This window comes from Cyclobacterium plantarum, from assembly GCF_011290685.1.
Classification (GTDB): Bacteria; Bacteroidota; Bacteroidia; order Cytophagales; family Cyclobacteriaceae; genus Cyclobacterium; species Cyclobacterium plantarum.
In genome coordinates this window covers 638,928-651,997 of record NZ_JAANYN010000001.1, presented here as the reverse complement: position 1 = coordinate 651,997, position 13,070 = coordinate 638,928, and the positions used below count along the sequence as shown (strand labels likewise).

Annotated in this window: 15 protein-coding genes; 12 read left to right on the top strand and 3 right to left on the bottom strand. The window is 41.4% G+C overall.

What is annotated here, in order from left to right; translation table 11 throughout:
- Window positions 1-143: 143 nt before the first annotated feature.
- From G9Q97_RS02735 to G9Q97_RS02720, 4 genes are all read left to right on the top strand, one after another.
- A complete protein-coding gene (locus tag G9Q97_RS02735) occupies window positions 144-572 on the top strand; it encodes a hypothetical protein (protein WP_246255344.1) in 429 nt (142 codons plus the stop codon).
- Between the two features lie 106 nt (window positions 573-678).
- Window positions 679-2,487, top strand: coding sequence for a translational GTPase TypA (gene typA / locus G9Q97_RS02730; RefSeq protein WP_166142880.1), 1,809 nt, complete (start codon window positions 679-681; stop codon window positions 2,485-2,487).
- Between the two features lie 161 nt (window positions 2,488-2,648).
- Window positions 2,649-3,623 carry a 6-phosphofructokinase gene (pfkA, locus tag G9Q97_RS02725; RefSeq protein WP_166142878.1) on the top strand — a complete coding sequence of 325 codons (975 nt, stop codon included), beginning with the start codon at window positions 2,649-2,651 and terminating at the stop codon, window positions 3,621-3,623.
- A gap of 1 nt (window position 3,624) precedes the next feature.
- Window positions 3,625-3,999: a hypothetical protein gene (locus tag G9Q97_RS02720; protein WP_166142876.1), complete on the top strand. Its 375-nt coding sequence runs from the start codon at window positions 3,625-3,627 to the stop codon at window positions 3,997-3,999.
- On the opposite strand, the gene miaA is transcribed toward G9Q97_RS02720, so the two are convergent.
- Complete coding sequence (miaA, locus tag G9Q97_RS02715) at window positions 3,984-4,898, bottom strand: tRNA (adenosine(37)-N6)-dimethylallyltransferase MiaA (RefSeq protein ID WP_166142874.1); 915 nt, start codon at window positions 4,896-4,898, stop codon at window positions 3,984-3,986. The genes G9Q97_RS02720 and miaA overlap by 16 nt on opposite strands.
- Before the next feature lie 47 nt (window positions 4,899-4,945).
- On the opposite strand from miaA, the gene G9Q97_RS02710 reads away from it, so the two are divergent.
- From G9Q97_RS02710 to G9Q97_RS02690, 5 genes are read left to right on the top strand one after another with little or no spacing between them, the layout of a single operon-like run.
- Entirely contained in the window at window positions 4,946-5,704 is a 759-nt protein-coding gene (locus G9Q97_RS02710; protein WP_166142872.1) for a response regulator, read from the top strand.
- The gene (locus G9Q97_RS02705) at window positions 5,697-6,077 is read left to right on the top strand and encodes a response regulator (protein ID WP_166142870.1); all 381 of its coding nucleotides are present in this window, start codon (window positions 5,697-5,699) and stop codon (window positions 6,075-6,077) included. Before G9Q97_RS02710 ends, G9Q97_RS02705 begins: the two co-directional genes overlap by 8 nt.
- Before the next feature lie 4 nt (window positions 6,078-6,081).
- Entirely contained in the window at window positions 6,082-6,360 is a 279-nt protein-coding gene (locus G9Q97_RS02700; protein ID WP_166142868.1) for a hypothetical protein, read from the top strand.
- Window positions 6,357-7,118 carry an MBL fold metallo-hydrolase gene (locus G9Q97_RS02695; RefSeq protein WP_166142866.1) on the top strand — a complete coding sequence of 254 codons (762 nt, stop codon included), beginning with the start codon at window positions 6,357-6,359 and terminating at the stop codon, window positions 7,116-7,118. The genes G9Q97_RS02700 and G9Q97_RS02695 overlap by 4 nt, the downstream gene beginning before the upstream one ends.
- A gap of 1 nt (window position 7,119) precedes the next feature.
- Complete coding sequence (locus G9Q97_RS02690) at window positions 7,120-8,685, top strand: NFACT RNA binding domain-containing protein (RefSeq protein ID WP_166142865.1); 1,566 nt, start codon at window positions 7,120-7,122, stop codon at window positions 8,683-8,685.
- 99 nt (window positions 8,686-8,784) lie between these two features.
- Here G9Q97_RS02690 and pyk read toward each other — a convergent pair whose 3' ends face one another.
- Both pyk and G9Q97_RS02680 read right to left on the bottom strand, forming a co-directional pair.
- On the bottom strand, window positions 8,785-10,215 hold the full coding sequence (gene pyk, locus G9Q97_RS02685) for a pyruvate kinase (protein WP_166142863.1): 1,431 nt from the start codon (window positions 10,213-10,215) through the stop codon (window positions 8,785-8,787).
- A 13-nt stretch (window positions 10,216-10,228) separates the two neighbouring features.
- On the bottom strand, window positions 10,229-10,657 hold the full coding sequence (locus tag G9Q97_RS02680; protein ID WP_166142861.1) for an IPExxxVDY family protein: 429 nt from the start codon (window positions 10,655-10,657) through the stop codon (window positions 10,229-10,231).
- 148 nt (window positions 10,658-10,805) lie between these two features.
- Between G9Q97_RS02680 and G9Q97_RS02675 the strand changes: the two genes are divergently transcribed.
- Genes G9Q97_RS02675 through rnc form a run of 3 tightly spaced genes read left to right on the top strand, consistent with a single transcriptional unit; the run spans window position 10,806 to window position 13,061 of the window.
- Window positions 10,806-11,042, top strand: coding sequence for an acyl carrier protein (locus G9Q97_RS02675; protein ID WP_010855324.1), 237 nt, complete (start codon window positions 10,806-10,808; stop codon window positions 11,040-11,042).
- A gap of 19 nt (window positions 11,043-11,061) precedes the next feature.
- On the top strand, window positions 11,062-12,315 hold the full coding sequence (gene fabF / locus G9Q97_RS02670; protein WP_166142859.1) for a beta-ketoacyl-ACP synthase II: 1,254 nt from the start codon (window positions 11,062-11,064) through the stop codon (window positions 12,313-12,315).
- Between the two features lie 2 nt (window positions 12,316-12,317).
- Entirely contained in the window at window positions 12,318-13,061 is a 744-nt protein-coding gene (gene rnc / locus G9Q97_RS02665; protein ID WP_166142857.1) for a ribonuclease III, read from the top strand.
- The last annotated feature ends 9 nt before the right edge of the window (window positions 13,062-13,070 follow it).

The following is a 13,070-nucleotide window of genomic DNA, read 5'->3' as shown; positions in this document are numbered from 1 at the left end:
TTTTTGGCCTCTTCCCTGGGAAAAACATTGATTTAAAATAACTATATTTAAAGGAATATGTTATCCATTTAGATGTTTGAAGGAATCATGCAATAGGTTACTTCATTCTTTTAATTATCGATACCAAAAATAAAATGAAAAGCATGGCCCATTTCAAAAAAACAAACTTATTTCTTATACTTTTAATCTTATGGGGATTTACATCCTGCTCCACTAAAATCACCTTTCCGGTTTCAGCAGTGGTACCTGCTGCTGAACCTGCTGCCAAAATCGGGAAAAATAAGGAGGGGGCTTATGAAGTGGAGTTGAATGTTAATAATCTGGCCTTACCTGAAAGGCTATCGCCTCCTAAAAAGCATTATCTGGTTTGGATAGATACGGATCAGGGCATCAAAAAGCTGGGAGAAATGTCCAATAATAGTGGCATGTTCAGGAATAGGGGAAAAGCTGCTTTTGAGGCAAGCACCCCATACCGACCCACAATAATCCTGGTAACAGCTGAAAACGATTTGGAAATAAATTTTCCCGGCAGCCATGTGGTATTGAAAAGCCGTCCTTTTGAAGTGAAATAAAAAACGATTGAAGGGTAAAATGATTATTATGAATTCATTATCAATCTTATTTATAAATTAATTTTCAAAATATTATTTGTACTTTTGCACCTTAATTCAATTACACATGCAGAGTATCCGTAATATTGCGATTATCGCACACGTTGACCATGGGAAAACTACCCTGGTAGACAAAATCATTCACGCCTCAAAAATTTTCAGAGAGAATCAACAATTTGAGGACCTGATCCTGGACAACAACGACCTGGAAAGGGAGAGGGGCATTACCATTCTTTCCAAGAATGTTTCTGTCAGGTATCAAGACATCAAAATTAATATCATAGACACACCTGGTCACGCTGATTTTGGTGGTGAAGTGGAACGGGTTTTGAAAATGGCGGATGGGGTAATCCTATTGGTGGATGCCTTTGAAGGTCCCATGCCACAAACCCGATTTGTTCTGGGAAAAGCGCTGGAGTTGGGTCTCACCCCAATTGTAGTCGTCAATAAAGTAGACAAAGAAAACTGCAGGCCCGATGAAGTACAGGAAGCAGTTTTTGAATTGATGTTTAATCTGGATGCTACCGAGGAGCAGTTGGAATTCCATACCCTTTATGGTTCTGCCAAAAATAACTGGATGGGGCCTGACTGGAAAAACCCAACAGATTCCATTATCCCACTACTGGATGCTATTGTAAAGTACATTCCAGAACCGAAGATTGAAGAAGGAAGCACCCAAATGCAAATCACCTCGCTGGATTATTCCAACTTTGTGGGCAGGATAGCTATCGGAAGGGTAAAAAGAGGAAAGATCATAGAAGGCCAGCAATATTCCCTTTGCAAGGCAGATGGAAGCACCAAGAGAATTAAGGTCAAAGAAGTTCATGTTTTTGAAGGCCTGGGTAGAAACAGAGTCACTGAGGTGCAACCCGGAGATATTTGTGCCATTACCGGCATTGAGGGCTTCGATATCGGAGATACGGTAGCCGACCTGGAAAAGCCCGAACCCTTACCGAGGATCACTATCGACGAGCCTACCATGAACATGCTTTTCACCATCAACAATTCTCCGTTTTTCGGAAAAGAAGGTAAGTTCGTCACCTCCAGGCACCTGAGGGACAGACTGATGAAGGAAACAGAGAAGAACCTTGCCCTGCGGGTTGAACCCACTGACAGTGAAGATAAATTTCTGGTCTATGGCAGAGGCATTCTTCACTTGTCCGTGCTGATTGAAACCATGCGCAGAGAAGGATACGAAATCCAGGTGGGACAGCCTCAGGTTCTTTACAAAACCATCAATGGGGAGAAACATGAACCCATTGAAACTTTGGTGGTAGATGTTCCCGATACGGCTGCAGGTAAAGTTATCGAATTGGCTACCCAAAGAAAAGGTGAGCTATTGGTCATGGAGCCAAAAGGAGATTTACAGCATCTGGAATTCAAAATCCCGTCCAGAGGATTAATTGGATTGAGAAACAATGTACTGACAGCCACGCAGGGTGAAGCCATCATGAATCACCGGTTCTCAGCCTATGAACCATTCAAAGGAGTCATTCCCGGAAGAGTCAATGGGTCTTTGATTTCTATGGAAGGTGGCGCATGTACGGCTTATGCCATTGACAAATTACAGGACCGGGGCTTTTTCTTTGTAGATCCGGGAGAGGAGTTGTATGCCGGTCAGGTAATTGGAGAGCATTCCCGTGACAATGACATTGTAGTGAATGTACAAAAAGGAAAACAGCTCACCAATATGCGGGCTTCCGGCTCAGATACAAATACTAAAATTGCGCCGGCCAGAAAATTTTCCCTGGAAGAAGCTATGGAATACATTCAGAAAGATGAATACCTGGAAGTCACTCCGAAAAGCATCAGGATGCGGAAAATACACCTGAACGAGAACGAGAGAAACAAAGCTGCAAAAATGCAGGATGCATAAACTTTCAAAAAGGATGGGATTAATTTTTCATCCTTTTTTTATTTCTTGCTGAACGATTGACCATATTTCCTTAAATTTGAGCGTTGAATATGAATTATTGATCCCGATTGGAAAGCTTGCCTTATTTCCAGCTTCGGGTCCCCTACCCTATAAATCCAATCATGAAGAAAATTGCAGTATTTACATCAGGAGGAGATTCACCCGGAATGAATGCCTGTATCAGGGCAGTAGTCAGAACAGGTATATACCATGAGATTGATGTTTATGGCATCATGTATGGTTATGACGGAATGATAAATGGAAGCATCAGGAAAATGCAATCCCATTCGGTAAGTAATATCCTCCAAAGAGGTGGGACCATACTAAAATCTGCAAGAAGTGAGAATTTCCGAACCAAAGAGGGCCGGAAAAAAGCCTATGATGAACTCACCAAACATGGGATAGAAGGATTGGTGGCTATAGGAGGTGATGGCACTTTCACCGGAGCAAAAATATTCTTTGAGGAATTTGGAATACCTACCGTTGGATGTCCTGGCACCATAGACAATGATATTTTTGGCACCGACTATACCATAGGTTTTGATACTGCAGTTAATACAGCATTGGAAGCCATAGATAAAATCAGGGATACTGCGGCCGCACATGACCGTATCTTTTTCATAGAAGTAATGGGAAGGGATAGTGGATATATTGCCATAGAATGTGGTATAGGTGGGGGAGCTGAACTGGTCATGGTACCGGAGACTACCACTACCATAGATGATGTGGTAAAGTCCCTCAAAGGACTTAGAAAATCCAAAACTTCAAGTATAGTGGTGGTAGCGGAAGGTGATGAAGAGGGCGGTGCAGCCCAGATTATGGATAAGGTTAAATCCCAGTTTAAAGGGGATGATAAAGAATTTAAAGTCACTACCCTGGGCCATATCCAAAGAGGTGGCAGCCCTACGGCCAAAGATAGAATTTTAGGCAGCAGAAGTGGTATGGCGGCAGTGGAGGGATTGCTAAAAGGCGAATCAAACTGTATGGCAGGAATTATTAACGACCAGGTCGTTTATTCTCCCTTTGAGGAATGTATCAATAAAAGCAAACCCCTGAAAGAAGAATACCTCAGGCTTCAGGAACTGTTAAGTATCTGAAATGGGATTCATACCAATTTTTATTTCCCTGGGGGGTTTTGTGTTCCTGTTTGTAATTCTGGTGCATTACAACCTGTTACAAAAAAGAAAAAACATGCAAACAGCCTTGCAGCACATCGCCGGGCTTATGGATAATTTAGGCATGGATAAAACAGATGAACCCCAGAATTCTTTCCCTGTTATTGATCTTTCAAAGGCGGAACGCCTGTTCAGGGAAATGCGGAATTCGCAACGGACTGCTAATGGTCCTGAGAGCACCAAACTTCTTGAAGAAAAAATTCTTCAGGCAAAACGGATAAGGTATGAATACAATAAGCTGATTAAAACCAAGCCTTATTCCTTTGTGGCCAAACTTCTGGGTCACCGGGAAATTTGAGCCAATATCCAGGACTGGATTTCAGTATAAGATTGGGGGTGAAACCAGACGTAGTCCGGATCCCGTCGCAACCAGGTCAATTGCCGCTTGGCATATCTTCGGGAATTTCTTTTCAGCAACCTGATAGCTTCTTCCCTATCATATTCTCTATCTAAATACCCAAATATTTCTTTGTAGCCTACCGTCTGAAGTGCATTCAACTCCCGATAAGGATACAATTGAGCCGCTTCTTCAAAAAGGCCATTGCGGATCATTTCATCCATCCTTTGATCTATCCTTGCATAAAGTTCCTCTCTGTCCCTGCTAAGTGCTATTTTCAAGGTCCTGAATGGTCTTGACTTTTTACTTTTTTTCCTAAATCGACTGAAAGGTTTACCGGTGCTCAGGCATACCTCAAGGGCCCTGATCAGTCGCTGGGGGTTATTGAGATCCACCTGCTGAAAATATTCCGGATCCAGGTCCAACAACCTGTTTTGCAGCTCAGGCAAGCCACCATTCCGGTATTTGAGATTAAGCTCTTCCCTGATTTGCTGGTCTGTTTCTGGCATCTCATCCAGCCCATCTACCACTGCATCTATATACAAACCTGAGCCACCAGTCATGACGAGCAAATCCTGATCTATGAAGAGATTTCCAATTAAATGAAGGGCATCTTTTTCAAATGCTTTAACATCATAAGGATCGTGAATGGACTTGTTATCAATAAAAAAATGGGGTACTTTTTTCAAATCCTCTGTACCCGGTTTTGCGGTACCTACATTCATTTCCCGAAAAAATTGTCTACTATCCGAGGAAATAATAGAAGTATTAAATTTTTTGGCTAAATTTATGCACAAATCAGTTTTGCCTACAGCAGTTGGACCGGCGACGACTAAAAGAATTTTGTTGATGGGAGTCAAATTTTGTGAAACCTAAAATAGAATCCCGAAGTTAAGGAATTTCAGCCATGAAAAACAAAAAAGTCCTGATCGTAGATGACAATGCACTGAACCGCAGGGTTTTCGAAAATGTAATCGGACACAACTATTTTTTTGAATCTGCTTCTGATGGCATGGAGGCCATTGAGATGCTCAAAACAAAAAAGTATGACATTGTTTTGATGGACATACAAATGCCCAGGCTGGATGGAATATCCTGTCTCAAAATAATCAAAGAAGAAGAAATCACCAATATCCCCATCATTGCCATTTCCGCCTATTCCAATCAGGGTGATCGGGAGTATTTTTTATCTACCGGCTTTGATGATTTTATTGCCAAACCTGTGAAACCAAAAGACCTTTTGGAAACCATCCATTTCCATTTGCAACCAGGCCTTCATAAACCCGATACTTCAGAAAATGATTCCAATGAAGAAGTCAATCTCAATGAATCTGTCATTCAACAGCTATTGAAATACCATAACCTGGATAACATAAAATCAGTCTATCATGACTTTTTAGAAGAAGCGGAAAGCCTGACTGAAGAAATAAAAAAATTGGCAGATTTGAAAAAATTTGAGGAAATTGGAGAAAAACTTCACATATTGAAGGGTAATTCAGGAACTTTGGGGGTAATTGTGATCCACAAAGTCACTTCCAATTTTGAAAAAAAAATCAAGCAATTGGAACATAACGAATTGTACAAGGAAATTAGAAAGTTGGAAGAGGGATTAAAAACCTACCAAAAGCTTATTGAAAACGATAAAATATTTGCGAAATATGAGTGAATCCAAAAAAGTACTGGTAGCGGAAGACAGCTCTGTGATCATCAACTTAACAAAAAACGTTCTGTTATTTGAAAACTTTCATATAACAGCTGTTAAAAATGGGAAACAGGTACTGGATAAGTTGGAAAATGAAGACTTTGACCTGATACTGATGGATATCAATATGCCTGTGATGGATGGCATTGCCTGTACCAAGGCCATCCGTAAACTTCCTGATGCAAAAAAATCAGGAATCCCGATCATCGCCATTACAGGGAATTATAAAAATTTCACCCTTGATGATTTCAAAAAAGCAGGTCTTGATGACTATGTTCAAAAGCCTTTGGATTATGATTTACTGCTTTCTACGGTAAAAAAGCATCTTTTCAAGTAATAAAATGCCCATCAAGTATACCAAAAACTATTTGGACAAATTGGAAAATATTTTTGCTGCCTCTGAATATCACCTTAGGTATGAAAAAGGCAATTTTAAATCAGGTTATTGTATTCTAAAAGACACTAAGATCGTTATCATCAATAAGTATTTTACCTTGGAGGGCAAAATAAATGCTTTGCTGGAAATCTTAAAAACGCTTGATTTTAACCCTCAGTCTTTTGAAAATCAAAAGCAACAAGATTTTCTGATTGAACTTAAACAAACTGAATTGAAGCTTTGAACATAACATTTTTAGGGACTGGAACTTCTCAAGGTGTGCCTGTCATTGGTTGCAATTGCGAGGTCTGCCGGTCTTTGGATTTCCGGGACAAACGATTGAGGACATCCCTTCACATTGAAGATCAGGGTACAAGTATCGTCATAGATACAGGCCCGGATTTCAGAATGCAAATGCTCCATAATTCCATTCACAGGCTTGATGCGGTGGTATACACTCATGAGCACAAAGACCATACTGCAGGTCTGGACGACATCAGGCCATTCAATTTCAAACAGCAAACAGACATCCCCTTATTTGGCACAACTCAGGTACTGAATCAGATCAAATCAGAATTTGCTTATATTTTTGCGAAAAACAAATATCCCGGGATACCCAGGGTGATGATGCATGAAGTCAGCAACCTCCCCTTTGATGTGATGGGTATCACATTTACCCCGATTCAAGTCATGCATCACAAATTACCGGTTTTCGGGTTTAGGATAGGTGACTTTACCTACATTACTGATGCCAATTACATCTCACCCGAGGAGATTGAAAAAGTTAAAGGGACAAAAACACTGGTTCTGAATGCTTTGCAAATTAAACCACATATTTCTCACTTTACTTTGGAGGAGGCCCTTGCTTTCATAGAAGAAATCAATCCTGAAAGCGCCTATCTGACTCATATTAGCCATAAGTTGGGCCTGCATCAAAAGGTTCAAACCAACCTGCCTGAAAATGTAGCCATGGCTTTTGACGGCTTACAAATCTGCACCTGACATGCACCTGAATTATCACTTTCTCCGGTTCCTTTGCCCTGCATTGGAAAAAAAAATTCTCGGAGGCCTTACTACAGCCTGCTTTTCACAGCATAAGGAAGAATTGATACTGGAATTTCAAACCAAAGAAAACCGATCTTTTCACATCAGGGCATTGTTGCTCCCATCAAATACCAGCCTGAGCTTTCCAGAGGATTTTAAAAGAAGCAAAAAAAACAATGTTGACCTGTTTCCGGAAGTCCTTCACCATACCCTTACCGGCATACACCTACTGGCATTTGAAAGGGCCTTTTTTCTAGAGTTTGACAATGGCCTGATACTGTTGTTTAAAATGCATGGAAGCCGGTCCAATATCCTGCTATACCCCACCAGGGACGACCTTCCTGTACGGTTGTTCAGGAAGGATCTTAGAGAAGACATGACGATTCAACTTTCTGGATTGGAAAAACCCTTGGACCTGAGCTGGGCCCGGTTCAAAGCCCTGCAAGGCAATGCCAGCCAGTTTTTGCCGACCCTGGGAAAACTTCCCAGAGCCTGGTTGAAAAAACAGGGATATATTGAAGCTGATCTGGAATCAAGGTTCAAATTGATACAGGAAGTAATGGACATGATGGAAAGCCCCCTGTTTTCCATTTATCAGGAGGAAGACAAATACCTGCTGACCCTTCTTCCCTGCTCTAATGCGCTATACGCTACCACTGATCCGCTGGAGGCCGCCAATAGTTATTACCAAAAGGCAGTAGTTCAACAAGCCTTTGACAGCCAAAAACTGGCCTTGTTACGGTCTTTAGCCGAGCAAAGGAAAAAAACGGAGAATTACCTCCAGAAAACCAGGGATAAGCTAAAAATTATGGAAAGCGAACCAGCGCTTAGTCAAACGGCAGACATCATTATGGCAAACCTCCATCAAATACCCCCTGGGTCAGAGCAGGTGAATTTGTTTGATTTTTATTCCAATGAGGTTCGGGAAATAAAGTTAAAAAAAGGAACCAGCCCACAAAAACATGCCGAAAACCTCTACAGAAAAAGCAAAAACAAAAAAATTGAATTTGAACAACTAAGAAAAAATCTCGATGTAAAGGAAAAACAACTTGCTGAATTAAAACAGGAGGAGGAAGAATTGCTGCAAGTGGAAGATTTCCGCACCCTAAAAGCAAAAACCAAAACAGGAACAATCCATGGTTCAAAACAGGAACAGGTACAATTGCCTTACAAAAAATTTGAGGTAGAGGGTTTCGAAGTATGGGTAGGAAAGTCTGCCAGGTCCAATGATGAGTTGTTAAGGAGGTATACCTGGAAAGAGGATATCTGGTTACATGCCAAAGACGTAGCAGGCTCTCACGTAATCATCAAACAACAATCGGGTATGGCTATTCCCAATCCCGTTCTGGAAAAAGCCGCCGCCCTGGCAGCCTATTATTCCAAAAATAAAACAACCTCTCTGGCTGCTGTAATATTCACCCCCTGCAAATTTGTACGTAAAGTAAAGGGTTCTCCTGCCGGGGCAGTAATGGTAGACAGGGAAAAAGTAATAATGGTATCTCCGAAAGGGCCGGAAAACCTGTGAGGCAAAAAAGGCAGCCTGTTTTTACCAGGCTGCCTAAAAATTTATTGGTCAACTAATCGAACCCTGCGGTTTCAAGACAATCCCACCGTTGGGCAGCTATCAATCGACCACATGTATTTTTAGCATATTGGTTCTTCCTTTGGCCTTTAAAGGCATGCTTGCGGTATTGATGATAATATCCCCTTCGGTCACATGGTTCTCCTCTTTCAGCTTATCCTGGATGTCCTGGAAAGTGGCGTCAGTAGAGACCCTGTTGTCGTAGTAAAAGGCCCTGATGCCCCAAACCAAACTCAGTTGGGTCAAAAGTTTTTTGTTCCGGGTAAAAACAAAAATAGCTGCTGAAGGCCTGTGGGAAGAAATCCTAAAGGCGGTAAATCCGGAAGTGGTGATCCCTACTATGGCCTTGGCTTTCACATTTCTTGACAGCCTGCTCGCCATTAATAACAAATTATTGCTTAAAAAGCTCTCCGTGTCTTCAGGGATTTTGTAAAGGTTGTGGTAGATATCTGCATTTACTTCTATATGGTCAATAATCTTGCTCATGGCTTTCACAGCAGCAATGGGGAATTTTCCCGAGGCTGTTTCGGCGGATAACATCACGGCATCTGCTCCATCCAATACCGCACTGGCAACGTCATTTGTTTCTGCCCTGGTAGGTCTGGGGTTCACAATCATACTTTCCATCATCTGGGTTGCAATGATGACAGGCTTGCAGGCGATTTTGCATTTTTCAACCATCCTTTTTTGCCACAGGGGTACGATTTCCATGGGTACCTCCACACCCAAATCTCCTCTTGCCACCATGATGGCATCAGTCGCCGCAATGATTTCATCAATATTGTCCAAAGCCTCAGGTTTTTCAATCTTGGCCACAATTTTACAATCCTTACCGGCATTGGTGATTCTTTCCCTTAAATCCAGGATATCATCGGCTGTGCGGACAAAAGAAAGGGCAATCCAATCTACTTCGTTCTCCAGCCCAAACTCCAAATCGATAAGGTCTTTTTCAGTCAGTGAGGGAGCACTGATTTTTGTATTGGGAAGGTTGATCCCTTTACGGGATTTCAAAATGCCTCCATGCACCACTGTACAATCTACATTTTTACCATCCGTCTTTAATACCACCAACTCAAGATTTCCATCATCTATGAGTATGCGATCACCTTGCACCACATCATTTGGCAGATTCTGATAAACCGTACTTACCAGGGAGGCCGTGCCTACCACAGGATCGTTGGTAATGGTGATGGGATCTCCCTGCTTAATCAGCACACCATTATTTTCCACCTCCCCCACGCGTATCTTTGGTCCCTGAAGATCCTGAAGGATACCTATATTAAATTCTAAATCTTTATTTACCTCCCGTATGGTCTTGACCACTTCTGCGTGGATCCCATGATCCCCATGGGAGAAATTTAATCTGAAAATATCAGCTCCCGCCATTACCAATTCTGTAATGGTTTCTTTGGTGTTGCTGGCCGGACCAACGGTAGCTAATATTTTCGTTTTATTAAAAATAGGTACTCTCATTTTTATGTATTATTTAATATGTTAACAGGTTTTCTTTTGATTTTAACTTATTGATATCAATTTTTACAATGCCATGGATTCCATTAACCTTGGAAAGGCCGTCAATATACGTATTAAAATCCACTTCACAGGTTAAGTCCTGACTGAGTAAAAAGTAATCCATATTCCTGAGCTCAGGAACCAGAAATCTGGACTGCCCCCTTACCGGATATGACTTATTTCTGAGTAATTGTATGTACCCATGTTCTTTTTCTATAATAAATTGAGAAATAATTAAATCCGGCTGATGGAGAAATTCCATTTCATAATCTGCCGTTTTTTTTAAATTGATCCCGAGTGTATGGTTGATCAGCCAGGCCAGTTTATAGTCCTTTAGAGGGGCTACAAGGCCTAAAAGATCAAAATCAAATACCGTTTCGACATGAAGTTTGTTTTTCTTCATTTAGGAAGAATTTAAAAAAACAAAGTTAAAAATTTTATTCCAACTTCAATCTCTGGTGGAAAGTTCTTAATTTAGTTTGCCTTTTTTTTTGACATTCAGGTATTAAATAATTTTCTTTGCGGAGTGTTTAAACTAAACTGATCACAAAATGTCTGAAATTGCACAAAAAGTAAAAGCCATTATCGTTGATAAGTTAGGCGTCGAAGAATCTGAAGTTACTCCCGAAGCGAGCTTCACCAATGACCTTGGTGCCGATTCTTTGGATACTGTAGAACTTATTATGGAATTCGAAAAAGAATTCAACATTTCCATTCCGGATGACCAGGCTGAACAGATCGGTACGGTTGGCCAGGCGGTTAGCTATTTAGAAGCTAACGTAAAATAACCCATACTTAAAATCATTTATGAATTTAAGAAGAGTTGTAGTAACAGGTTTAGGTGCCCTTACACCAATTGGTAACACCGTTGACGAATTTTGGAACGGTTTGACAAATGGTGTAAGCGGTGCTGCGCCTATTACCCGTTTTGACGCCTCAAAATTCAAAACCCAATTTGCCTGCGAAGTTAAAAATCTTGATATATCGGATTTTTTAGACAGGAAGGAAGCAAGAAAAATTGATCCTTACACCCAGTATGCCATGGTGGCTGTGGAGGAGGCCATGAATGATTCAGGTTTAAACCTGGAGAAGATTGACCTAAGCAGGGCCGGGGTGATTTGGGGGTCTGGTATTGGTGGGCTCAAAACCTTTCAGGATGAAGTCACCGATTTTGTCAATGGAGAAGGTGTCCCTAGATTTAACCCATTCTTTATCCCTAAAATGATTGCGGATATAGCTGCGGGGTTTATCTCCATTAAATATGGATTTCAGGGACCTAATTTTGCTACGGTTTCGGCTTGCGCATCGGCCACCAATGCATTAATAGATGCCTTTAACTATATCCGTTTGGGCAAGGCAAATGTATTTATCTCCGGAGGTTCAGAAGCGGCTGTAACAGAAGCAGGTGTAGGTGGTTTCAATGCCCTTAAGGCACTTTCTCAAAGAAATGACGATCCGGCAACAGCCTCCAGACCCTTTGATAAAGACAGGGATGGATTTGTACTGGGAGAAGGTGCAGGTGCCCTGATTCTGGAAGAGTATGAGCATGCCAAAGCCCGTGGAGCCAAGATCTATGCTGAATTGATTGGGGGAGGTATGACTGGCGATGCTTATCATATCACTGCACCACACCCTGAAGGCAGGGGTGCAGCGAATGTAATGAAATTTGCCCTTGAAGATGCAGGGATTTCAGCCGAAGCCATTGACTATATCAATGTACATGGAACCTCTACTCCCCTGGGAGATTTGAGTGAAGTCAAAGCCATAAAAAAAATCTTTGGTGATCATGCCTATAAAATGAATATCAGTAGCACTAAATCCATGACTGGGCATTTGCTAGGTGCTGCAGGTGCTGTTGAAGCCATCGCCTCGATTCTTGCCATGAAAAATAATCTTGTCCCTCCTACCATAAATCATTTTACGGATGATGAAGAAGTGGACCCAAAATTGAACCTCACTTTCAATAAAGCCCAGGAGCGGGAAGTGAATATAGCGCTAAGTAACACTTTTGGATTTGGCGGCCATAATTGTTCCATCATTTTCAAAAAAACAAAGGAATAAATTTGAAATTACTTCGGTTGCTCAGGGTTCAGGAGCTAACTTACAACAAGAAAGAAAAAAGGCTTGCTTCCGCTATCAAGAACATAGTGGGTAGCAAGCCTTTAAATTTATCCCTTTACAGGCTGGCTTTCAGACACGTCTCGGTATCCAAAGAAATAAAGTCCGGCGTAAAAATCAGCAATGAACGTCTGGAGTATCTTGGAGATGCAGTCCTGGGTACCGTTGTAGCAGAATATCTTTTTCAAAAATTCCCCTACAGGAACGAAGGCTTCCTCACAGAAACCCGTTCCCGCATCGTTAACAGAGAATCCTTGAACCAGGTGGGCCAAAAAATCGGTTTACCCATCATTGTAGAATCTGAAATGGATGGCAAAGTACCCAATTCCTTTAAATCCCTTTATGGCGATACCCTTGAAGCACTGATTGGGGCCATTTACCTGGACAGAGGATACTATTTCTGTAAAAAATTCATAAACAAAAGACTCATCAACCCTTTCTTTGATCTGGACAGCATCATCGCTACAACGATAAACTTTAAAAGTAAAATCATAGAATGGTCTCAAAAAGATAACAAGGAGATTGATTTTGAGTTAAAATCCGTAGATGGCAACCAAAGATTCAAGGAATTTACCGTAAGCTTGAATATAGGGGGGGCTTCGTTCTCGGAAGGAAAAGGGCCTACCAAGAAAAAAGCCGAACAGGAGGCTGCCAGAATAGCCTGCGAAAAATTACAGATTATCTTTTAAAAAGATCAT